17 protein-coding genes are annotated in these 22681 nt (G+C 34.6%); 4 read left to right on the forward strand and 13 right to left on the reverse strand.

Features of this window, described 5'->3' with window-relative positions:
• The first annotated feature begins 54 nt into the window (after positions 1 to 54).
• From QLS65_RS02455 to QLS65_RS02465, 3 genes are all read left to right on the forward strand, one after another.
• Positions 55 to 1800, forward strand: a complete 1746-nt coding sequence (locus QLS65_RS02455; protein ID WP_282714995.1) for a glycoside hydrolase family 13 protein — start codon at positions 55 to 57, stop codon at positions 1798 to 1800.
• 126 nt (positions 1801 to 1926) lie between these two features.
• On the forward strand, positions 1927 to 2946 hold the full coding sequence (locus tag QLS65_RS02460) for a LacI family DNA-binding transcriptional regulator (RefSeq protein WP_282710856.1): 1020 nt from the start codon (positions 1927 to 1929) through the stop codon (positions 2944 to 2946).
• Between the two features lie 233 nt (positions 2947 to 3179).
• Positions 3180 to 4220, forward strand: a complete 1041-nt coding sequence (locus QLS65_RS02465) for a LacI family DNA-binding transcriptional regulator (RefSeq protein ID WP_282714998.1) — start codon at positions 3180 to 3182, stop codon at positions 4218 to 4220.
• A gap of 7 nt (positions 4221 to 4227) precedes the next feature.
• On the opposite strand, the gene queG is transcribed toward QLS65_RS02465, so the two are convergent.
• The 10 genes from queG to QLS65_RS02515 form a co-directional block, all read right to left on the reverse strand.
• Positions 4228 to 5148 carry a tRNA epoxyqueuosine(34) reductase QueG gene (gene queG, locus QLS65_RS02470; protein ID WP_282715750.1) on the reverse strand — a complete coding sequence of 307 codons (921 nt, stop codon included), beginning with the start codon at positions 5146 to 5148 and terminating at the stop codon, positions 4228 to 4230.
• 143 nt (positions 5149 to 5291) lie between these two features.
• Positions 5292 to 6314, reverse strand: coding sequence for a Holliday junction branch migration DNA helicase RuvB (gene ruvB / locus QLS65_RS02475; RefSeq protein ID WP_099714294.1), 1023 nt, complete (start codon positions 6312 to 6314; stop codon positions 5292 to 5294).
• 156 nt (positions 6315 to 6470) lie between these two features.
• Positions 6471 to 8267: a cytochrome c oxidase subunit I gene (locus QLS65_RS02480; RefSeq protein ID WP_282715000.1), complete on the reverse strand. Its 1797-nt coding sequence runs from the start codon at positions 8265 to 8267 to the stop codon at positions 6471 to 6473.
• A 29-nt stretch (positions 8268 to 8296) separates the two neighbouring features.
• The gene (locus QLS65_RS02485; protein WP_282715002.1) at positions 8297 to 9454 is read right to left on the reverse strand and encodes a cytochrome c oxidase subunit II; all 1158 of its coding nucleotides are present in this window, start codon (positions 9452 to 9454) and stop codon (positions 8297 to 8299) included.
• 19 nt (positions 9455 to 9473) lie between these two features.
• Positions 9474 to 10946: a cation-translocating P-type ATPase gene (locus tag QLS65_RS02490; RefSeq protein WP_282715004.1), complete on the reverse strand. Its 1473-nt coding sequence runs from the start codon at positions 10944 to 10946 to the stop codon at positions 9474 to 9476.
• A gap of 27 nt (positions 10947 to 10973) precedes the next feature.
• A complete protein-coding gene (locus tag QLS65_RS02495) occupies positions 10974 to 11519 on the reverse strand; it encodes a c-type cytochrome (protein ID WP_099714290.1) in 546 nt (181 codons plus the stop codon).
• 8 nt (positions 11520 to 11527) lie between these two features.
• Positions 11528 to 12052: a DUF3341 domain-containing protein gene (locus QLS65_RS02500; RefSeq protein ID WP_099714289.1), complete on the reverse strand. Its 525-nt coding sequence runs from the start codon at positions 12050 to 12052 to the stop codon at positions 11528 to 11530.
• On the reverse strand, positions 12045 to 13448 hold the full coding sequence (nrfD, locus tag QLS65_RS02505; RefSeq protein WP_099714288.1) for an NrfD/PsrC family molybdoenzyme membrane anchor subunit: 1404 nt from the start codon (positions 13446 to 13448) through the stop codon (positions 12045 to 12047). Before nrfD ends, QLS65_RS02500 begins: the two co-directional genes overlap by 8 nt.
• Before the next feature lie 38 nt (positions 13449 to 13486).
• On the reverse strand, positions 13487 to 16543 hold the full coding sequence (locus QLS65_RS02510; protein WP_282715006.1) for a TAT-variant-translocated molybdopterin oxidoreductase: 3057 nt from the start codon (positions 16541 to 16543) through the stop codon (positions 13487 to 13489).
• Between the two features lie 29 nt (positions 16544 to 16572).
• Positions 16573 to 17904, reverse strand: coding sequence for a c-type cytochrome (locus QLS65_RS02515; RefSeq protein WP_282715008.1), 1332 nt, complete (start codon positions 17902 to 17904; stop codon positions 16573 to 16575).
• 215 nt (positions 17905 to 18119) lie between these two features.
• On the opposite strand from QLS65_RS02515, the gene QLS65_RS02520 reads away from it, so the two are divergent.
• Positions 18120 to 18509: an SPOR domain-containing protein gene (locus QLS65_RS02520; RefSeq protein WP_282715010.1), complete on the forward strand. Its 390-nt coding sequence runs from the start codon at positions 18120 to 18122 to the stop codon at positions 18507 to 18509.
• A 29-nt stretch (positions 18510 to 18538) separates the two neighbouring features.
• Here the strand turns inward: QLS65_RS02520 and QLS65_RS02525 are convergent, their stop codons facing one another.
• The 3 genes from QLS65_RS02525 to infB all read right to left on the reverse strand — a co-directional run bounded on the left by QLS65_RS02525 (position 18539) and on the right by infB (position 22619).
• Positions 18539 to 19168 carry a DUF6563 family protein gene (locus QLS65_RS02525; RefSeq protein WP_282715012.1) on the reverse strand — a complete coding sequence of 210 codons (630 nt, stop codon included), beginning with the start codon at positions 19166 to 19168 and terminating at the stop codon, positions 18539 to 18541.
• Positions 19165 to 19641: a hypothetical protein gene (locus tag QLS65_RS02530; protein ID WP_282715014.1), complete on the reverse strand. Its 477-nt coding sequence runs from the start codon at positions 19639 to 19641 to the stop codon at positions 19165 to 19167. Before QLS65_RS02530 ends, QLS65_RS02525 begins: the two co-directional genes overlap by 4 nt.
• 77 nt (positions 19642 to 19718) lie before the next feature.
• Positions 19719 to 22619, reverse strand: coding sequence for a translation initiation factor IF-2 (gene infB, locus QLS65_RS02535; protein ID WP_282710867.1), 2901 nt, complete (start codon positions 22617 to 22619; stop codon positions 19719 to 19721).
• Positions 22620 to 22681: the final 62 nt, after the last annotated feature.

The following is a 22681-nucleotide window of genomic DNA, read 5'->3' on the forward strand; positions in this document are numbered from 1 at the left end:
GATTTCAACACACTTACAACTAAATACAGCAAAAAATTATTAATACAAACAACCATGAAACCTATTCTCAACTTATGCTTGTTTTCTGCTCTTACACTATTTTCTGCTGAGAGCACATCAGCTCAAAACAAGTTTGTACAAACAAGTCAAAAAAATGATACCAAATGGTGGAAAGAAGCTGTTGTGTACCAAGTATATCCTAGAAGCTTCAAAGACAGTGACGGCGATGGAGTTGGAGATTTAAAAGGAATCATTTCAAAATTAGATTATATAAAAAGCCTAGGAATCGATGCGGTTTGGCTTAATCCAATTTATACTTCTCCTAATGATGACAACGGATACGACATTAGTAATTATAGAGAAATCATGACCGATTTTGGGACCATGAAAGACTTTGATCTTTTGCTAAAAGGGATGCATGAACGCGGCATCAAACTCATCATGGATTTAGTGGTAAATCATAGCAGCGATGAGCACGAATGGTTCAAACAATCCAGAAGTTCAAGAGATAATAAATACCGAGATTACTACCATTGGTGGCCAGCCGAAAAAGGAAAACCACCTTACCGATGGAGTTTTTTTGATGTGAATAGCGATGCCTGGAAATATGACGCACAAACTGACGCCTATTATTTGCATTATTTTTCTCAAAAGCAGCCCGATTTAAATTGGGAAAACCCAAAGCTAAGACAAGAAATATATGAAATGATGCGTTTTTGGTTAGACAAAGGGATTGATGGTTTTAGAATGGATGCTTTTCAGTTTGCTTCAAAAGATACTACATGGCCAGAATTACCCAAAGGATATGAGAAAAACATCATAAAATACTACGGAGTAGGCCCGCATCTACATGATTATTTACAGGAAATGAACCGCGAAGTTTTTAGTAAATATGATATTATGACCGTTGCCGAAGGTGCCGGAAGTACTCCCGAAGACGCAATGCTGTTTGTAGATCCAGACCGAAAAGAATTAAACATGGCCTATCATTTTGAAAGCGTTGACATTGGTAAGCACATCAATGATTTTGGTCTTGTTAAATACAAAGATATTTTTTCAAGGTATGACAAAACTTTTAAAGATAAAGGTTGGCTGTCAATTTTTCTAGCCAATCACGATCAACCCAGAATGGTAAGTAAATTTGGCAATGACACTCCTAAATTCAGAGAAATCTCATCAAAGATGCTTTCTACATTTGTAATGACCATGCGTGGAACTCCTTATTACTATTATGGTGACGAATTAGGTATGACTAACATTCGCTTTGATTCCATAGAAGATTATCACGATGTGGATACCCGTAATAAATACATTGGCTTAAAAAATAAAGGAGGTGATTTGAAAGTATTTTTAGAAGGGCAAAAACAAACTTCAAGAGAGAACGGAAGAACACCTTTTCAATGGGACACAACTAAAAATGCAGGATTTACATCCGGAAAATCTTGGTTGAAAGTAAACCCGAATTATACGGTAATAAATGCTGAAGGACAGGAAAAAGATCCAAATTCAACGTTAAACTATTTTAGAACATTAGTCCAATTACGCAAGAAAGAACCTATTTTTGTTTATGGTAAATATACACTATTAGACAGAGAAAACCCAAGTGTATTTGCATACACTAGAGATTTAGAAGGCAAAAAAGTATTGATTTTATTGAATTTCTCAGAGAAAGAATCTTCATTCAACATCGGGATTCCCATCACTAAATCTAAAATCATTTTGGACAATTATACGAATACAAAAAAATTAAAAAAGAATATTTTACGTCCATTTGAAGCGGTAATAATTGAACTCAAATAGAAATTAACCCTTCCAAATAACGCCGAATTGACAAACTGTTTTTTGAAAATTGATTTACAATAAATAAATTGTAAATTCGTTTTCAAGAAGCAGTTTTTTTGGCTTTTACAAATAGAGTATTGAACTATGAATAATCCCACTCTCAAAGAAATTGCCGCACAATTAGGGATTTCTATAACAACTGTTTCAAAGTCATTAAAAGGATACTCAGACGTAAGTGAAAAAACAAAAAAAGCGGTAATTGAACTTGCTCAAAAACTACATTACACTCCAAACAGTTTTGCCGTAAACCTTAGAACAAAAGAATCAAAAACCATAGGATTGATAATCCCTACTCTTGTTCATGATTTTTTTTCAAATGTAATTAAAGGAATTCTTGAAGAGGCTGAGAAGAGGGATTACTTGGTTATTATTTTACAATCTAATGAAAAATTAGAGTTTGAAAAAAAACAAATCGATCTATTATTAAATAAAAGAGTCGACGGAATTTTAATGTCCTTGTCCAATGAAACTGGGGATTTTGAACATTTAAAATCGATTATTTCTCACAACACCCCACTAGTGCTTTTTGATAAAATTGCCAAGCTTGTTAATTGCTCAAAAGTAAGCATTAATGATAAAAAAGCGGCTTATGATGCCGTTAGCTTTCTTGTAAAAAAAGGATACAAAAAAATAGCTCATTTTAGAGGTTCATATTTACCCCAAAATGCTATTGATCGGTTTTTAGGATATAAAAAAGCACTTGAGGACAACGGTATTCCTTATGATTCGTCACTTGTTTTTGTATGTGACAACAACACAGATTTTGAAGATGGCTATGAAAATGCTAAAAAAGTGATTCATGAACATCCCGAAATTGATGCAATTTTTGCCGTTACTGACTTAGTCGCCATTGGAATCATTAAATACTTCAATGAAACAGGGATTTCCATTCCGCAAAGAATAGCTGTTTTGGGTTTCAGCAATTGGTTTATGTCAAGCGTTATATCACCAAAACTTTCAACAATTGACCAACCTGGATTTGAAATTGGAAGAAGGTCTGCCTCGATTTTATTTGATGAAATCAATCTAAAAAAGAATAATTCAGTAGTAACTTTTCAGTCAATTGAATTAGAAACCAATATAATTGAAAGAGAATCTACATAAAAAATTGAAGCCTTCAATAAACAACCAACACTACTTTACTTAATTTAACGAATCAATATTAATTTGTTTATTTTGACAAAAAACTCATAAATAAGATAAAAATTAATATCTTGGTAAAGAATATTTTAAATTAGAGTCTGTTTTTTTCAGGCACAAACTAAACACATGGAGACTTAAAATAAAGTCATTTCTAAAAATATTTTCCTAAAATTAAATACGTAGAAATTCGATTCATGAAAGATATTACTCTTAAAGAAATTGCAACAAAACTGGGAATTTCAATAACCACTGTTTCAAAAGCGCTGAAAAACTATCCGGATGTTAGTGAAAAAACTAAAAATGCGGTAATTGAACTTGCTCAAAAACTACACTATACCCCTAATAGTTTTGCTGTAAATTTAAGAACAAAAGAATCAAAAACCATTGGTTTAATTATCCCTGAAGTAGTACATCACTTTTTTTCAAATGTGGTAAATGCCATTATTAATGAAGCCGAAAAAAATGGATATCTCGTTATCATTTTACAGTCTAATGAAACGTTGGCTTTAGAAAAAAAACAAGTAGAACTCCTTATAAACAAGAGAGTAGATGGCATTATTATGTCACTATCTAATGAATCCAACAATGATGATCATATCAAAGAAATAATGAATAGAAATATTCCTTTTGTGATGTTTGACAAGATTGCGAAACTATCTAAATGCTCAAAAGTAATAATTGACGACCAAAAAGCAGCTTTTAATGCAGTCCAACACTTAATTGATAATGGCTGCAAGAAAATCGCTCATATTCGTGGTCCATTGAATCCTCAAAATGCTATCGACAGATACATTGGCTATAAAAAAGCGTTAGAAAAAAACAATATTCCTTTTGACAATAAATTAGTCTATACATGTGAAACCGTAACTTTTGAAGAAGGCAGAGATTTTGCAAAGCAAATTATTAATGAGCACCCTGACATCGATGGTGTTTTTGCAATTACTGATTTGGTTGCGGTAGGCGCACTAGCCTATTTCAATGAAAATAAAATAAAAGTACCAGAACAAGTAGCCGTAATTGGGTTTAGTAATTGGTTTATGTCACAAGTATTGACACCAAAATTAAGCACTGTAAATCAGCCGAGTCATGAAATGGGAATTGAATCTTTTAACTTATTGTTGGAAGAAATGAATTGTCATAAAGAAGGAATTCCTTTTACTCCAAGAACTGTTGAATTAGAAACTAACGTTATCGTTAGAGAATCTTCTATAAAATTCAAACAAATTGAATTCTAAGATACTGTTATTCTAAAAAATCAATATTTCTTTTTATTCCTTGAAACTTAGCTCTTTTTACTGGTGAATTTTTAAATACTGCTTTAAAAGTTTCTTCGGTAATTTCTATCCAATCCTTTTTTGACATGGAAAGTAATTCTGGATTTGGGTTAAATAGAGGTTCATCATGTGCTTTTGAAAACTTATTCCAAGGACAAACATCCTGACATACATCGCATCCAAAAGCCCAATCAGCAAACTTTCCTTTCATTTCTTGAGGAATATTCTCTTTTAATTCAATCGTGAAATAGGAAATGCATTTGCTACCATCAACCACGTAGGGAGCAACTATGGCCTCGGTAGGACAAGCGTCAATACAAGCGGTACAAGTGCCGCAATGATCTGTTGTTGGATTGTCGTAGTCTAAATCTAAATCGATAATGAGTTCTGCAATAAAATAAAAAGAACCTACTTTTTGAGTTAATAAATTACTGTTTTTTCCTATCCAACCTAAACCACTTTTGGCAGCCCAAGCTTTATCGAGTACGGGAGCTGAGTCTACAAAGGCACGACCGGAAACTTCTCCTATTGTTGATTGAATGGAGAATAAAAATTCTTTTAATTTTTCTTTAATTACAAAATGATAATCCTGCCCATACGCATATTTTGAAATTTTATAAGAATCTGGATTTTGAAGTTGCTCAGGGTAATAACTAAGCAGCAAGGAAACTACACTTTTAGCATCATCAACCAGTAAAGTTGGATTTAGACGCTTGTCAAAATGGTTTTCCATATAGGACATTTGACCATTCCTGTTGTTCTTTAACCAGTTTTCTAACCGTGGTGCTTCTTGTTCTAAAAAGCCAGCTTTGGATATTCCACAAGATAAAAAGCCGAGACGCTGTGCTTCGGATTTGATAAATTGCGTATATGTAGCCTTGTGGTTGATGCTTATAAAAATAGAAGTTAATAAATGGGATTCCCTAGCCCTGATAGCAGCGGCATCTCCCGGTTTAGAAAAACAAGGCTTTTTTAGCCGTAGTTTTTGTTAATCGGGAATATAGCGGATAGCAGGAAATAGCTCCTGAAAAATTAGAATAAACCTCCTTGAATGTTTGTATTTAATTTCCCTAAATGCTTATAAGCTTTGTCCGTAACTTCTCTACCTCGTGGTGTTCGCATGATAAATCCTTCCTGAATCAGAAACGGTTCATAGACTTCCTCGATTGTTTCGCTACTTTCGGATACGGCTGTCGCCAAAGTAGTTAAACCAACCGGTCCACCTTTGAATTTATCGATGATTGTGGTTAAAATTTTATTGTCCATTTCATCCAAGCCATGTGCATCAACATTAAGCGCTTTTAAGGCGTAACGAGCAATTTCTATATCAATTGTACCATTTCCTTTTATCTGGGCAAAATCACGCACTCGGCGCAACAGTGCGTTAGCAATACGAGGTGTTCCCCTGCTTCTACCCGCAATTTCTATGGCAGCCTCCATTGATATAGGCATTTTAAATATCGTAGCACTTCTTTCCACAATTGTGGTTAATAGCTCCGTTGTATAATATTGTAAACGGGAAGATATTCCAAAACGAGCTCTCATAGGAGCCGTCAATAAACCGGAACGCGTAGTGGCTCCAATCAATGTGAATGGGTTTAGATTGATTTGGACAGTTCTTGCATTTGGCCCTGATTCAATCATGATGTCAATTTTGAAATCCTCCATAGCAGAGTACAAATATTCTTCCACTATAGGGCTCAAACGATGAATTTCATCAATAAACAAAACATCCCTTTCTTCAAGGTTAGTCAATAAACCTGCTAAATCCCCTGGCTTGTCTAAAACCGGACCAGAAGTAATTTTGATTCCTACTTGAAGTTCATTAGCTAGAATATTAGCTAAAGTAGTTTTTCCTAAACCGGGAGGACCATGAAACAGCGTGTGATCAAGCGCTTCATTTCGTTGGTTTGCAGCTTGCACAAAAACTTTTAGATTTTCTAATATTTGGTCTTGTCCTGCAAAATCATCAAAAGAAAGCGGTCTTAATTTTTTTTCAAGATCAAGTTCTTCGGAATTGTAACTGTTTGATGTTGGGTCTAAATTTTCATTCATGTAACAAAGATAGCAAAGCAATCTTGAATTATAAATTATAAATTTTAAATGCTATAAAATTAAAAAAGGATCTGAACAAAAAGTAAGACAAGAGAAACAAGAATAATAAACGCCACAAAAAAAGCCTCTACTTTCGCAGAGGCTTTTCTTTATATTTTAGTGGTGTAAAACTTCTTCACCTTCTTTCATTGGAACGTTTTGAGGTACAAAATCCACATCGTGTGCTGGATTACTGTAGTCATAAGGCCAACGATATACGTGAGGAATTTCACCTGGCCAGTTACCATGCATGTGTTCAACTGGTGCTGTCCATTCTAATGTATTCGATTTCCAAGGATTCATTACAGATTTTTTACCATAGAAGATACTAACGAAAAAGTTGTATAAGAAAACCAATTGAAAAACTCCTCCAATTAATGCAAATGTTGTGATTAAAACGTTTACGTTTTGTAAATCATCAAATAATGGGAAGTTTGTGTTAGTATAGTAACGTCTTGGTAAACCAGCTAATCCGATAAAGTGCATTGGGAAGAAAACTCCATAAGCACAGATTGCAGTTACCCAAAAGTGTACATATCCAAGGTTCTTGTTCAACATTCTTCCGAACATTCTTGGAAACCAATGGTAAATACCAGCAAACATTCCATAAAGAGCAGAAATACCCATTACTAAGTGAAAGTGAGCTACAACAAAATACGTATCATGAACATTAATATCAAGCGTACTGTCTCCAAGAATAATTCCCGTCAAACCACCTGTAATAAATGTAGAAACTAAACCAATTGAAAACAACATAGCCGGATTCAACTGTAAGTTACCTTTCCAAAGTGTTGTGATGTAATTAAACGCTTTTACTGCAGATGGAATCGCAATCAATAATGTCGTAAACGTAAATACAGAACCTAAAAATGGATTCATACCTGAGATAAACATGTGGTGACCCCAAACAATTGTTGATAAGAAAGCAATTGCCAAAATTGACATAATCATCGCTCTGTAACCAAAAATTGGTTTACGTGAATTTGTTGCAATAACTTCCGAAGTAATACCCAAAGCAGGTAATAAAACGATATAAACTTCAGGGTGTCCTAAGAACCAAAATAAGTGCTCGAACAATACTGGTGAACCACCTTGATAATGCAATACTTCTCCAGCAATATAAATATCAGACAAGAAAAATGATGTTCCAAAACTTCTATCGAAAATCAACAATAAAGCTGCAGATAAAAGAACAGGAAAAGAAACGATACCAATAATTGCTGTTAAAAAGAAAGCCCAAATTGTAAGAGGCAATCTAGTCATAGTCATACCTTTAGTTCTTAAATTAATTACTGTTACAACGTAATTCAAAGAACCCATCAATGAAGATGCAATAAAGATAGCCATAGAAACCAACCATAAAGTCATCCCTAAACCTGAACCTGGGATAGCTTGTGGCAATGCGCTCAAAGGAGGATAAATTGTCCATCCTGAAGATGCTGGTCCTGCTTCAACAAAAAGCGAACTAACCATGATTATACTAGACAAGAAGAACAACCAGTATGATATCATATTCATAAAACCTGATGCCATATCTCGTGCACCAATCTGAAGCGGTATCAATAAGTTACTAAAAGTACCACTTAAAGCGGCCGTTAATACAAAGAAAACCATTATAGTTCCGTGTATAGTTACCAATGCCAAATAAATATCATTTGTCATTACTCCGTTTGGAGCAAATTTATCACCAAGTAAAATATTGAAAATTTTAAATGATTCTTCTGGCCATGCTAATTGCATTCTAAATAGCATAGACATCCCTACTCCTATAATTCCCATGATGATACCCGTAATTAGGTATTGTTTGGCAATCATTTTATGATCAATACTAAAAATATATTTAGTAATAAAAGTGTCTTTATGGTGATGTTCGTGTTCGTGATCTATTGCGTGATCGTGACCTTCTGCTGACATATATGTTTACTTTAAATTTTTCTTGTTAATTATTTCATGGCCATTACGGCAACTGCAGCAGTATCTTTTGCTTTAGTAGAATCTGTACCAGTTGCTCCATCAGTAGCAGCAGGTTCAGCCATTGCAGCTTTTACTTCACTTACAATTGTAGCTTTATCTTTCAACCATGCTTTATAGTCTTCAGGTGTATCTACAATAATTTTCATTTGCATATTATAATGAGATGCTCCACAAATTTTATTACAAAGCAATAAGTAATCAAACGTGTAAGGATCTAGAGCAGTTTCACCCTTAGCAACTAACTCTATACTTTTCTTAGATCTTAAAGCATTTATATTAGCTACTTTTTCTACCATAAATGGCAATTCTCTATACTCTGCAGTAGTGTATATTGGCTCAAAAGCAAATTGTGTAACCATACCAGGAACACAGTTCATCTGTGCTCTAAAGTGAGGCATGTATGCTGAGTGCAAAACATCTTGAGAACGCATTTTGAAAAGAATTTTTTTACCTTTAGGGATATGCAATTCTGTTACAACAATATCATCTTGTGCATATGGATCAGCTAAATCGACACCTACAGCATTTGCACCTTCAATAAATCTAACATTTGCTTTCCCTAATACATTATCTTGACCTGAATATCTAGCTTTCCAGTTGAACTGTTGTGCATACAATTCAATAACTATTGTATCCTCATCTTCATCAACAAACATAATATTTGTCCAAGCGAAAAGACCATAAAGAATCAATCCTGCTAAAACTACAGCTGGAATAACACTCCAAATAGCTTCTAACTTATTATTATCAGCAAAATAAAGTGCTTTTTGATCTTTTTTTCCTCTGTATTTGAAAGCAAAATAATGCAACAATACTTGAGTAATAGCCTGAACTATAAAAATAAGAACCCATGTAATATTCATTAAATTATCTACTTCACCACCATGTGCAGAAGCTGGCGTATGAAGAACAAGAGGTCCCCATTTAAACAATCCGTAAATTGAAAAAATATAAATGAAAGCCAAGAAACCAAACATCAAATAACCTTGAACGTTATTATCGTTATCTGTAGCTATTTCTGAACTATCTGAATTAGATCCAACTTGCGTCAGGTCGAATATTTTAGTCAATTGCCATAAAGCAACAGCTAATAAAACTAAAACTATGATTACCAACAAACTTGTCATCTGTTTTTTTCTTTAAATATTAATAATGAAAATGTTTACTTTCTTCTATGAAAGGATTTCTTTTTGCTAACAAAGGAGCTTTAGTTAACGCTGTGAAGACAACATAAATAAATAAACCTAAGAAGAAAAGAACGGATGCTATTTCAGGTATACCAATAAACCATCTGTCTCCTACTGTTCCTGGCATAATCATATTAAAGAAATCAATATAATGACCTGCTAGTATTACAATTCCTGCCATAACTAGTACCCAAGTAATTCTCTTGAAATCTGTATTAATTAATATTAATAAAGGGAATAAAAAATTCATTACTACAGCACCAAAGAATGGAAGATTATACAATTCAATTCTAGTGATAAAATATGTTACCTCTTCAGGAATATTTGCATACCATATCAACATGAATTGTGAGAACCATAAATACGTCCAGAATACACTTAATCCAAACATGAATTTTGCTAAATCGTGTATATGACTTGTATTTACATACTCTAAATATCCTCTAGATTTTAGGTATAAAGTAACTAAAGCAATTGTAGTAATTCCACTAACAAAGAAACTAGCAAATACATACCATCCAAATAATGTACTGAACCAATGCGGGTCAATAGACATTATCCAATCCCAAGACATTATAGATTCTGATACTATAAAGAAAACTAAAAACATTGCTGATATGTTGAAGTTTTTCTTGTAAAATGAGTTGTCATTTGATTCATCTTGAGCCAAACAGTTTTTTCTTGAAAAATATTGGTATAAACTCCAACCTGTCAAAAATATAGCCGCTCTAACGATCCAAAAAGGAAAGTTTAAATAACCTGTTTTATTAGCGATTAGTTTATCATGAGCAACAACTTCAGGATCTAACCATATAAAAATGTGATTAAAGTGTAATCCACATAATATTAGAATAACAAAAAAGATAACAGAACCAACTGGTAAATAAGATGTTATAGCCTGCATAACTCTAAATAATACTGGAGACCATCCAGCCTGAGCTACTTGTTGAATTGCATAAAAAACTAAAACCCCAAGAGAAACAAGCATAAAGAAAATACAAGCAACATATAAAGCAGACCAAGGTTTGTTTTGCAGTTGGTGTAGCACATGATTCAAATGCTCAGTATGTTCTGCTTCTTCACTAACATCGTGACCTTCTTTTTTAACAGCTGCTTCAGCGTGAACTGGTTCAGCATATGCTTCTTCAGCAACTTTAGTTGTATCACCTGTTGGAGCAACAGCTTCGTGAGATTCCTCGATTTTTTTCTCTTCGGTAGCTTCACTATGGGTAGCAGCAGCTTCATGGGAAGGTTCAGCAGTTGCCCCTTCATGTTTAGCTTCACCATGACCACCATGACTTTCGGCCGCAAGAAGCTTTTCAACTTCTTGAATATCTTTAGGTGCAGTTAAAAAACCATATCCAATTCCTAAAAGACCTACAGCCATTAAGATGAAAGAAAAAGTTTTTAATTTACTTGAAAATGTATACATATCTATTACGATCAGTTTGTTCAACAATTATAATTCGCTTTTTAGTTTTAGAACATAGTCAGTAACTAACCAACGTTCATGGGCACTCAATTGGTTGGCATGCGAACCCATTGAATTTAAACCATAAGTTATAACATGAAAAATACTTCCTTCAGTGATAACTCTATCTTTATAACTAGGAACACCCAGAAATTTTTCTCTTTCTACAAGCTTTCCTTTTCCGTTACCAGAAGCACCATGGCAACTGATACAATATATTTCAAAAAGCTCTTTTCCTTTATCAGAGTCTCTGCTTAAAGAATCCAACGGAGATTTAAGATTTGCTTTTGCTAACTCATATCCTGCAGTAGAATTTTCATATTCAAAAGGTTCAAACCCTCTGTTGATAGTTCCTGCAGCTGGAAGTTGACCTTCTTTACCGTCTTTAAATGCATTTGATTCAGAATAAGTTTCATACCCTACTGATTCATACATATTTGGAAAATACTGATAGTTTGGTTCCGCATTATTATGGCAAGATGAAACTAAAATAGTTATGCCAAATAAAAGTGTTATTTTATATACGCTTTTCATATCTATAATTAATGCTTTTCTATTACTTTAACTTCTACAGCTCCCGTGCTTTGGAAAAAAGAAACTAATTCTTCTTCATTGTCATTTACAGCAACTTCCATTAAAAAATGGTCATCTGTAGTTCTTACATCCGGATTCTCTGCTTCTTTGAAAGGCCATAATTTACTTCTCATATAAAAAGTAATAACCATTAAGTGAGCTGCAAAAAATACAGTAAGTTCAAACATGATTGGAACAAAAGCCGGCATGTTTTCAATATAACTAAAACTTGGTTTTCCACCAATGTCTTGTGGCCAATCTTGAATCATGATATAATTCATCATAGCTGTCGCTACCGAGATTCCAACACATCCATAAAGAAAAGCACAAATAGCTAATCTTGTAGGTGCAATTCCCATAGCTTTATCCAAACCGTGAACCGGGAATGGAGTAAAAACTTCTTCAATATGATGATGAGCTGCTCTGGTTTTTTTAACCGCATCCATCAATATATCATCGTCATTATAAATGGCGTATATTACTTTATTACTCATGGTGTGAATCTTTATTTGCTTCTCTTTCTCTTTTGTAATTATCTCCAGTTCCTTTCAAAATTGTTTTTACCTCTGCTTGTGCAATTACAGGGAATGTTCTTGAATACAATAAGAACAATACAAAGAAGAAACCTATTGTTCCAATGAAAATCCCAATATCAACAAATGTTGGTGAAAACATTGTCCAAGAAGATGGTAAATAATCTCTGTGTAACGAAGTTACGATAATTACAAATCTCTCAAACCACATTCCAATATTTACAACTATCGAAATTATAAATGAGAACATGATACTTGTTCTTAATTTTTTGAACCACATAAATTGTGGAGAAAAAACATTACAAGTCATCATTGACCAATATGCCCACCAGTAAGGTCCGGTAGCTCTATTCAAGAAAGCATATTGCTCATATTCTACACCAGAGTACCATGCAACAAATAGTTCCGTTATATAGGCAACCCCAACAATAGAACCTGTAATCATGATAACGATATTCATCAACTCAATGTGTTGAATCGTAATGTAAGCTTCTAGATTAGATACTTTTCTCATAATGATAAGCAAAGTATTTACCATTGCAAATCCTGAGAAAACCGCTCCAGCAACAAAGTACGGGGGGAAAATTGTAGTATGCCATCCAGGAATAACGGATGTAGCAAAGTCCATCGATACAATAGTATGCACTGAAAGTACAAGTGGAGTAGCTAAACCTGCAAGTACCAAAGATACTTCTTCAAAACGTTGCCAGTCTTTTGCTCTACCGCTCCATCCAAAACTTAATATAGAATACACTCTTTTATTAAAAGGAGTAATAGCTCTATCACGTAGCATGGCAAAATCAGGTAATAAACCAGTCCACCAGAATACTAATGAAACCGAAAGATATGTTGAAATTGCAAATACGTCCCAAAGTAATGGCGAGTTAAAGTTTACCCAAAGAGAACCAAATTGATTCGGAATTGGTAAAACCCAATACGCTAACCATGGACGCCCCATGTGAATGATTGGAAATAAACCCGCTTGGATAACCGAGAAAATTGTCATTGCTTCTGCTGAACGGTTAATCGCCATTCTCCAACGTTGACGAAAAAGTAATAATACCGCTGAAATAAGTGTTCCTGCGTGACCAATACCAACCCACCAAACAAAGTTCGTGATATCCCAAGCCCATCCTACAGTTTTATTTAATCCCCATGTTCCAATACCTGTAGATACGGTGTAAATTATACAGCCAAGTCCCCAAAGGAAGGCTATTAATGCGATTGAAAATACAATCCACCAATGTTTGTTTGCTTTACCTTCAACAGGCGCAGCTACATCTACAGTTACATCGTGATAAGATTTATCACCTATAACTAAGGGTTTTCTAATGGTTGCTTCGTAGTGAGACGACATAATCCTTTATATTGATTCTTAATTAATTATTTTTTGTACTAGGTATTTCTAACTTTAACGTGGTAAATCACATTTGGTTTTGTTCCAACATGCTCCAATAAATGATACATTCTTTCGTCAGCAGCTAACTTAGTCACTTCCGCTTCTTTATCATTTACATCTCCAAAAATCATTGCTCCAGTAGAACAAGCATTTGAACATGCAGTTTGGAATTCACCATCAACGATTGCTCTTCCTTCTCTTTTTGCTTTCAAAATAGTCGCCTGTGTCATTTGAATACACATTGAACATTTCTCCATAACTCCACGAGAACGAACATTAACATCTGGATTTAATACCATACGTCCTAAATCGTCATTCATATGATAATCGAATTCACTGTTTTTGTTGTACAAGAACCAGTTAAAACGACGCACTTTATACGGACAGTTGTTAGCACAATAGCGTGTTCCAACACATCTGTTATAAGCCATATGATTTTGACCTTGACGAGAGTGTGAAGTTGCAGCAACTGGACAAACCGTTTCACAAGGTGCATGGTTACAATGTTGACACATTACAGGTTGAAAAGAAACTTGTGGATTATCACCCGCTTTTTCCATTTCATTAAATGTAGATAATGAACTTGATAAACCTGCGATATTTTCTTTTCTTTCGTTATCTCCTTCAAAAGTACTTTCAGAAGAATAATATCTGTCAATACGCAACCAGTGCATATCACGACTTCTTCTAATTTCTGATTTTCCAACAACAGGAACGTTGTTTTCAGCATGACAAGCAATTACACAAGCACCACAACCAGTACAAGCGTTCAAGTCAATAGAAAGATTAAAATGATGCCCAGTTGAACGATCAAATGAATCCCATAAATCAACTTTAGTTGCTTCAACGAGTTTGTGATCCAATGAAACCATTGGTTGCTCGTTCCACTCTTTAGCATCTTTTGTATTGAAGATTTCTAAAGAAGTTTCTTTAATGATATCTCCTCTTCCCATTAATGTTTTCTGACCTTGAACACAAGCAAACTCATGTTCTCCTCCAGCTTTCGCCAATGTTACAGACTGTACATTATTAAAACCTTTATATAAAGAGTAGGCATTTAAACCCACCATCATTTCTTCTTTCAAAGCCGCTTTACGACCGTAACCTAATGCCAAACCGATAGTTCCAACAGCTTGTCCTGGTTGAACAATTACCGGAACATTTTCTAATTTAGCTCCATCTTCAGTAGTAATAGTAGCATAACTTCCATTTAAACCACCATTAGCAACGATTTCATTAGAAAGTTCATATTCCTTAGCATCAGCATTCGAAACAGTAACGTAATTATCCCAAGAAACTCTTGTAATTGGATCTGGAAACTCTTGCAACCAAGGGTTATTAGCTTGCTGTCCATCTCCCATACCTGTTTTAGTATATAAAACAAGCTCTAGTCCTTGAGAAGCTTTTGATTTTGCTAAAGCATTTGCAGCTGCGCTATAATCAGCAGAACCAGCAGATGCAGTTGGAACAACTCCAACATAAACACCATCATGTAACACTTTGTTCCAAGAAGAACCAGTTATTATAGTTGATGCATTAGCTTTGATATAATCGTAGAATGTACCTGTCAATCCATTTAAAGACAACAATACATCTTGAAATTGTTTTGTAACAAAAAGAGGACGAATAGCAGGCTGAGTAATTCCGTATGTACCTTTTGTGATACTTACATCATTCCATGACTCTAAATAATGAGGAACAGCAGCTGCAATAGTACTTACTAAAGCAGTTTCATCTTCTTTTAAAGAAAATGCCACTGATGTTTTTACTTTTTTAAGTCCTTCAACAAAAGAAGCACTATCTGCTAAAGTGTAAACCGGATTAACACCACTCATTACCAAAGTATGAACGCTTCCCGCTTTCATATCATTGATTAACTGAGTAACTTTTGCATCAGATCCTTTTCTGATTTGTCTTACTCCAGAAGTACTGAAAGCTTCACTTGCCAACACTTGGTTGATAGCTAAAACTAACAATTGAGCATTTTTATCTTGAATACCAGATACCAATACTCCTTTTGAACCAGCAGCTTTTAATTGTTGAGCCGCTTTTGTAACTTCTGCTTTAAATTTATCTTCTAAACTTACAGCAACAGCAGAACCTGTTACAATATTATATATATGAACTAATGCTTGTTTTTGATTAGCAGTAGACATCGGTAAACGCTTATCAGCAGCAGCACCAGACAAAGTCATGTTTGCTTCTAATTGGAAATGACGAGACATCTTTCCTTCTTTAGGAATTCTACCTTTAGCATAACCAGAATCAAATCCTCCACCTTGCCAATCTCCAAGGAAATCAGCTCCTACAGAAACTATAAGCGAAGCTTTAGAAAAATCATAATCAACCAAAGCTCTTTCTCCATATACTGTTTCGAAAGCATCTAATGCTTCAGATTCAGATACAGCATCATAAACAACATGTTTAGCATTTGGATTTTTACCGATAAACTCAGCAATCAACTTTTCAGTAGACGGGCTCGCTAATGTATTTGTCAAAAGTACTACTTGACCACCTTTTGCAGCAGCATCAGCTATACTTGATTTAATTTTAGAATCAACAGCAGACCAAGTTGAATTTTTACCTTCAATTTTTGGCTCTTTCAAACGCATACTATCATATAAAGACAGAATAGACGCATGAACTCTTGCATTAGCACTAAACTTAGCTCCAGCAATAGTATTATTATCTATTTTAATAGGACGCCCTTCACGAGTTTTCACCAAAAGATTAGCAAAATCAAATCCATCAAAAACAGAAGTTGCATAATAATCAGCTACTCCAGGAATGATTTGTTCCGGCTGAAGTACATAAGGTATTGACTTGTTCACAGGACCTTCGCAAGCTGCAAGCGTAGCCGCTGCAGTACTAAAACCAACGTACTTTAAAAAATCACGACGTGATGTTGATGAAGATGACAAAGCGTCATTATTTCCTAAAAACTCGTCAGTAGGAATTTCTTCAACAAATTCGTTATTTCTAAGCGCCTCAACAATAGAACTATTTTTGTCTAGTTCTTCAACACTTTTCCAGTATTTTTTGTTTGATGACATATATAAATATTAAAATCTTAATAATTTGATTAATAGTGGCATTTACCACATTCTAAACCTCCCATTTGCGCTGCAGTCAATTTGTCTACACCGTATTTCTTAGAAAGTTCTTCATGAATTTTAGTATAATACTCATTGCCTTCCATTTTAACATCAGTTTTTCTGTGGCAATCAATACACCAACCCATTGTTAATGGAGCAAATTGTTTTTGAATTTCATACTCTTGAACTGGACCGTGACATGTCTGGCATTCAATTCCAGCAACTGTTACGTGTTGAGAGTGATTAAAATAAACGAAGTCAGGTAAATTATGAATACGAACCCATTTTACAGGTTGAGTTTTTCCAGTATAACTTTGAGTTGTTTTATCCCAACCAACTGCAGTATATAATTTTTGGATTTGCTCATCATAAAATGCTTTACTGTACTCTGGAGTAGCAGTAGTTTCAGCAACTTCAGCAATATTCTTATGACAGTTCATACAAACATTCAGAGAAGGAATTCCTGCATTTTTACTCACACGAGCCGCAGAGTGGCAATACTTACAATTAATTTCATTATCACCAGCATGTATTTTGTGCGAATAATGAATTGGCTGAATTGGAGCGTAATCCTGATCAACGCCAACTTGCATTAAAAATCCGTAAACAAAATAAGCACTCGCCAAAAGCAAAAATATTGCCGTAACTAAAATCAAAAACTGATTTCTAGCAAAAGCTTTCCATATAGGAGTTGTTGGAGTTTTCGGAGCTACTTCAATACCATTTGCTTTTGCCACTTTAGACAAAACTCTGTTTACCAAAAACAACATTACAACCAAAATAACCATAACAAGCGCCAAAGCACCTAATATAATATTGTTTGAAATACCGTTATCTACAGCTGGCTTACCAGGGACTTCAACTCCAGGAGCTGGAGCAGCAGCTTCAGCTTTAGGCTCTGAAGTGTAAGCAATGATATTATCAATATCTCCATCTGATAATTGAGGAAAAGCAGACATTACAGCCTTGTTATTTTCTTCAAACACTTTTACAGCTTGAGCATCGCCAGATTTAATTAGCTCTGAACTGTTACGAACCCATTTATGAAGCCATGCAGCATCATATTTAGCAGACACACCTCTAAGAGCAGGACCTGTTGCTTTAGCATCAAGTTTGTGACATGCAGCACAGTTTGCATTAAAAAGCTCTTTACCCTTTACCGGGTCTGCACTTTGAGAAGTAGCTGAAGCATCTGGAGCCGCAGCATCAGCCGCAGGAGTAGCTTCTTGAGCAAATGAAGTAAAGGAAATAGATAGCATCAAAGCTATGCTAAAAAATAATTTCCTTGAGATCGAATTATGGTTACCCACCTTTTTCATATAGTATAATGATTATCTACTAAAAATTGGCACAGTTTTTTCTAATTGAATTATAGAAACTGATCCTTTATTTAAAAACTTGGACAAAAATACGACTTAAGAACTATTCTCAAAACCTTAAAATAGTCTTAATTTCAATTTATATTAATTCTAAATAACATTTAGTATTTGCTATCAGTCATTAAATATTACTTTTGCACAAAAACAATCACATTATGAGAATTTTAGCCCTTAGAAAAGCATTTTTTATCTCTCTTACCTTATTTATTTCCTATAGTAATGCATATGCCCAAGACGGAAACATCCGGGTAAATCAAGACTCTAAATTTGAACAATTATTAAATGAAAAGAGAAAAACAAATGTTTCAAACACTATAAATGACTATTATAAAATTCAAATTTTCAGTGGAGACAGCGAAAAAGCAAAAAAAACGTTAAATGATTTTAAGCAAGAATTCAGAGACATTGATGGAACTATTATTTTCTTTACGCCAAATTACAAAGTTTGGGTTGGGAATTTCAAAACACGAATTGAAGCAGAACGAAATCTCATCGAAATTAAAAAAAGCTACAGCAATGTACATTTAATAAAGCCTAATAAATAAAAAAAGACACCTAATTAGGTGTCTTTTTTTTATTGTCCCAAAGTTGTTTGGTAATATTTTTTAAGGATTTCTTTTCTTTCCAAACTACTTTTATTACCGTCCTTAAACTCTTTTAACAATTCAGGATATGGCGACAGCATAACTTTCATTTCACTATTCGATAGAAAGGACGGTTGACCCCTATAACAATCAATTAGCATTGGAGTAGACGAATCACTGGCTGCAGAAGCAATTGCAACTCCAATCAGTCCAAACATCGCGCCCATTGCAATAGCATTATTAGAATTATAAATTACATTTTCAATGTAATATTTACCATTAATTATTTCCGTCTTGGCATAATGTTTTGAGCTAGCATATTTTGAAACATTGATATAAAAATTTTCTCCATCACTGAATCCATAATAATTCAGTTCTTCAGAATTAGTAGCTTTATTTAGCAAATAAAACTTTTCCTTTTTGTTCGTGATTTCAAAATTAGTATCATCAATCGGCTTACCATTTAAAACATCTATATAAGTCAAATAAATACCTTTAAGCGGGACATCTGTAATCGTTTTACTTTTAATACTCTGATTAGCATCAAAAACGAAGGCTGATTTATCAGCATCACTTGTTTTCATATAATTAGTCAAACAATCCTGCAAAACTTTCTTCAATCGTTCATCGTGTTTACCGGTAACATCCCCATACCGTTACTTTCTGTTGAAGCCGTATACGACCCTACAATATAATCAGCACCTTCTTTAGACTCTATTACATCAATTGCTAAAGTTACGTATCCTGTTTCGGACATTGCTCGAGTAAGTTCAGAAACATACAGATCATTAATTCGGATAGAAATTTTAGACTTATTTTCTTCTTTTGGACAAATAATAGCGAGGTAATCCAAAAACTCTTCTGCCAAAGGTTTTTCAAAATTAGCTAATACTTTTCTATTAAAACCTCCTTTTTGAACGGTTCCAATATTTTCTTTAAACTGCCTTCCATCATAAACATTCTCAACATAAAAATTAAAGCCAACAGCATTATCTTTTTTATCTTTTAAAGATACTTTGTAGAATTCCGTTTTATTTTGAGAAAAGGTAACCGTGCTAACTACAACAAAAAATAACGCAAGTAATTTATTCATAAATAAAAATTTTAGTTTGCTATAAAAATAAAAAAATCCCGAATGAATCGGGATTTTAATTATAATATATTGAAATTTTATTTCAATTTCTTTTTAACAGCAACTTCATGGTACGATTCAATAACATCTCTTTCTTCGATGTCGTTGTATCCTTTTACTTGAATACCACAATCGTATCCTTTAGCTACTTCTTTCACATCGTCTTTGAAACGTTTCAGTGCTAAAAGCTCTCCTGTAAAGACAACAACACCTTCTCTAATAATTCTCATTTTAGCGCTTCGGACAATTTTACCATCCATAACCATACATCCCGCAATTGAACCCACTTTCGAGATTTTGAATATCTCTCTAATTTCAGCTGTACCCAGAATTTCTTCTTTCATCTCTGGGGCTAACATTCCTTCCATTGCATCTTTCAAGTCATCGATAGCAGCGTAAATAATAGAGTAGTAACGGATATCGATTTCCTCTTTGTCAGCTAATTGTCTTGCATTTCCAGCAGGACGCACATTAAATCCAATAATAATTGCATCTGAAGCAGAAGCCAACATTACGTCAGTTTCAGTAATTGCTCCAACACCTTTATGGATAATATTAATTTGAATTTCTTCAGTAGATAATTTAGAGAACGAATCAGACAATGCTTCAACAGAACCATCCACATCTCCTTTAAGGATAATGTTCAATTCTTTAAATTGACCCAATGCAATTCTACGTCCAATTTCATCTAATGTAATATGACGTTGTGTACGTACAGATTGTTCACGCATCAATTGAGAACGTTTCGAAGCAATTTGTTTCGCTTCTTTTTCGTCTTCAAAAATATTGAACTTATCACCCGCAGTTGCTGCTCCATCAAGACCAAGAACTGAAACCGGAGTCGAAGGACCCGCAACAGTTACTATATTCCCTCTTTCGTCATGCATGGCTTTAATTTTACCATGATGCTTACCAGCTAACATATAATCTCCAATTTTCAATGTTCCGTTTTGAACTAATATCGTAGAAACATATCCTTTTCCTTTGTCAAGGAAAGCCTCAACAACAGTTCCAGAAGCCGCTTTATTTGGATTTGCTTTCAAATCTAAAAGTTCTGCTTCTAACAATACTTTTTCTAATAATTCTTTCACACCTGTTCCTACTTTCGCAGAAATATCATGTGATTGAATTTTTCCACCCCAATCTTCTACAAGTAAATTCATACCTGCTAATCTTTCTTTTACTTTTTCAGGATTAGCATTTGGCTTATCAATTTTATTGATAGCAAATATGATAGGAACTCCAGCTGCTTGAGCATGGCTAATTGCTTCTTTAGTTTGTGGCATGATGTCATCATCAGCAGCAATCACAATAATAGCGATATCTGTAACTTGAGCACCACGTGCACGCATCGCTGTAAACGCTTCGTGACCCGGTGTATCTAAGAATGCGATTTTTTGTCCGTTATCCAAAGTTACTCCGTAGGCACCAATATGTTGTGTAATTCCTCCAGATTCACCTGCAATTACGTTTTCTTTACGAATGTAATCCAATAACGATGTCTTACCGTGATCGACGTGACCCATTACGGTTACAATTGGCGCTCTGAAAACTAAATCTTCTTCTCTGTCTTCAACAACTTGAATTGCTTCTTCGATGTCTACAGTGATAAATTCAACTTCATAACCAAATTCATCGGCAACAATAGTCAACGTTTCTGCGTCAAGACGTTGGTTCATAGTAACCATGATTCCAAGTGACATACACGTTCCAATCACTTTAGTAATTGGCACATCCATCATGATTGCAATTTCACCTACAGTAACAAATTCAGTAACCTTAATAGTTTTACTGCCTTCGTCAATAGCTCTTTGCTCATCATCAGATTTCTGACGGTGTGTATCTCTTTTATCTCTTCTATATTTAGCCGCTTTAGATTTACCACCTTTTCCTTGCAGCTTCTCTAAAGTCTCTCTAATTTGATTTTTAACTTCTTCCTCAGTAGGCTCCACTTTTGCAACAATGGCAGGTCTGTTTCCTTTTACAAAACCAGGTCTAGCACTTCTGTTTGCATTGAATCCACCACCACCACCAGTATTAGGTGTAATCTTGTTAGGGTTTGGCGCACCAGGAACTCCCGGTGTTGCAGGCGGTCTAGGAGCACCCGGTTTAGGAGCAATCCTTTTACGCTTGTTTTTATTTGCATTGGCTGCAGCCGAACCTGGAGCACCCGGTTTATTCGGAGTGATTTTCGGTTCTTCTTTTTTCTTTTTCGGTTTGTTGAATTGAGATAAATCAATTATCTGACCCGTTAAAGTAGTTCCAGATAGTTTTTGATATTGCGTGGTGATGGTTTCATCAACAGGTGCTTCATCAACTTTAACTGCCTCGGTTTTTGCAACCACTTTTGGTTCAGCAGGAACTTCTTTAGGAGTTTCTGTTTTAACCTCTTTAATCCCAGCAATAGGTTTTACCTCTTTTTTGTCTGAAACAGGTTTCTCAGTTGACGGCTTTTCAGTTGACGGTTTCTCAGATGAAACTTCTTTTGAGACAGCTTTTACTTCGGGTGCATTAGCTACAGGAGCTTCTGCTTTTTCAACAGCTTTTTCAGGCGCAACGATTGATGGTTTTTTTGGATTAAGATCAATCTTACCCACTTGAACCGGACCAGATATAATTGCTCTCGCTTTTATAACCTCTTGTTGTTTTACGCGCTCTTCCTCAATTTTACGTTTGTCTTCGATTTCTTTCTCTCGTTCTAAACGCAAAGCTTCTTTTTCTTTTCTTTTCTCTTCCCCTACTTCTTTAGAAGCCTCCTTATTCCCTTTGTCACCTGCAAACTGACCGCACAAGACATTGTATACATCATCAGAAATTTTTGCGTTTGGATTTGCTTCAATAGCAATCCCCTTATCTTTTAGATAATCCACAGCTCTTTCTAAAGAAATATTCAATTCCCTTAAAACTTTGTTTATTCTAATAATTCTCTCTTCAGACATAAAACCTTTTTATTATTACCTTTTTTGTTATTCCTCACTTTACTCCCAACCCGATACCTACC

This window comes from Flavobacterium algoritolerans (assembly GCF_030010385.1).
GTDB lineage: Bacteria > Bacteroidota > Bacteroidia > Flavobacteriales > Flavobacteriaceae > Flavobacterium > Flavobacterium algoritolerans.

Coding starts and splice junctions, on each gene's coding strand:
- QLS65_RS02455 (WP_282714995.1), top strand. CDS start 55: ATGAAACCTATTCTCAACTTATGCTTGTTTTCTGCTCTTACACTATTT.
- QLS65_RS02460 (WP_282710856.1), top strand. CDS start 1,927: ATGAATAATCCCACTCTCAAAGAAATTGCCGCACAATTAGGGATTTCT.
- QLS65_RS02465 (WP_282714998.1), top strand. CDS start 3,180: ATGAAAGATATTACTCTTAAAGAAATTGCAACAAAACTGGGAATTTCA.
- ruvB (WP_099714294.1), bottom strand. CDS start 6,314: ATGAATGAAAATTTAGACCCAACATCAAACAGTTACAATTCCGAAGAA.
- QLS65_RS02480 (WP_282715000.1), bottom strand. CDS start 8,267: ATGTCAGCAGAAGGTCACGATCACGCAATAGATCACGAACACGAACAT.
- QLS65_RS02485 (WP_282715002.1), bottom strand. CDS start 9,454: ATGACAAGTTTGTTGGTAATCATAGTTTTAGTTTTATTAGCTGTTGCT.
- QLS65_RS02490 (WP_282715004.1), bottom strand. CDS start 10,946: ATGTATACATTTTCAAGTAAATTAAAAACTTTTTCTTTCATCTTAATG.
- QLS65_RS02495 (WP_099714290.1), bottom strand. CDS start 11,519: ATGAAAAGCGTATATAAAATAACACTTTTATTTGGCATAACTATTTTA.
- QLS65_RS02500 (WP_099714289.1), bottom strand. CDS start 12,052: ATGAGTAATAAAGTAATATACGCCATTTATAATGACGATGATATATTG.
- nrfD (WP_099714288.1), bottom strand. CDS start 13,448: ATGTCGTCTCACTACGAAGCAACCATTAGAAAACCCTTAGTTATAGGT.
- QLS65_RS02510 (WP_282715006.1), bottom strand. CDS start 16,543: ATGTCATCAAACAAAAAATACTGGAAAAGTGTTGAAGAACTAGACAAA.
- QLS65_RS02515 (WP_282715008.1), bottom strand. CDS start 17,904: ATGAAAAAGGTGGGTAACCATAATTCGATCTCAAGGAAATTATTTTTT.
- QLS65_RS02520 (WP_282715010.1), top strand. CDS start 18,120: ATGAGAATTTTAGCCCTTAGAAAAGCATTTTTTATCTCTCTTACCTTA.
- QLS65_RS02530 (WP_282715014.1), bottom strand. CDS start 19,641: ATGAATAAATTACTTGCGTTATTTTTTGTTGTAGTTAGCACGGTTACC.
- infB (WP_282710867.1), bottom strand. CDS start 22,619: ATGTCTGAAGAGAGAATTATTAGAATAAACAAAGTTTTAAGGGAATTG.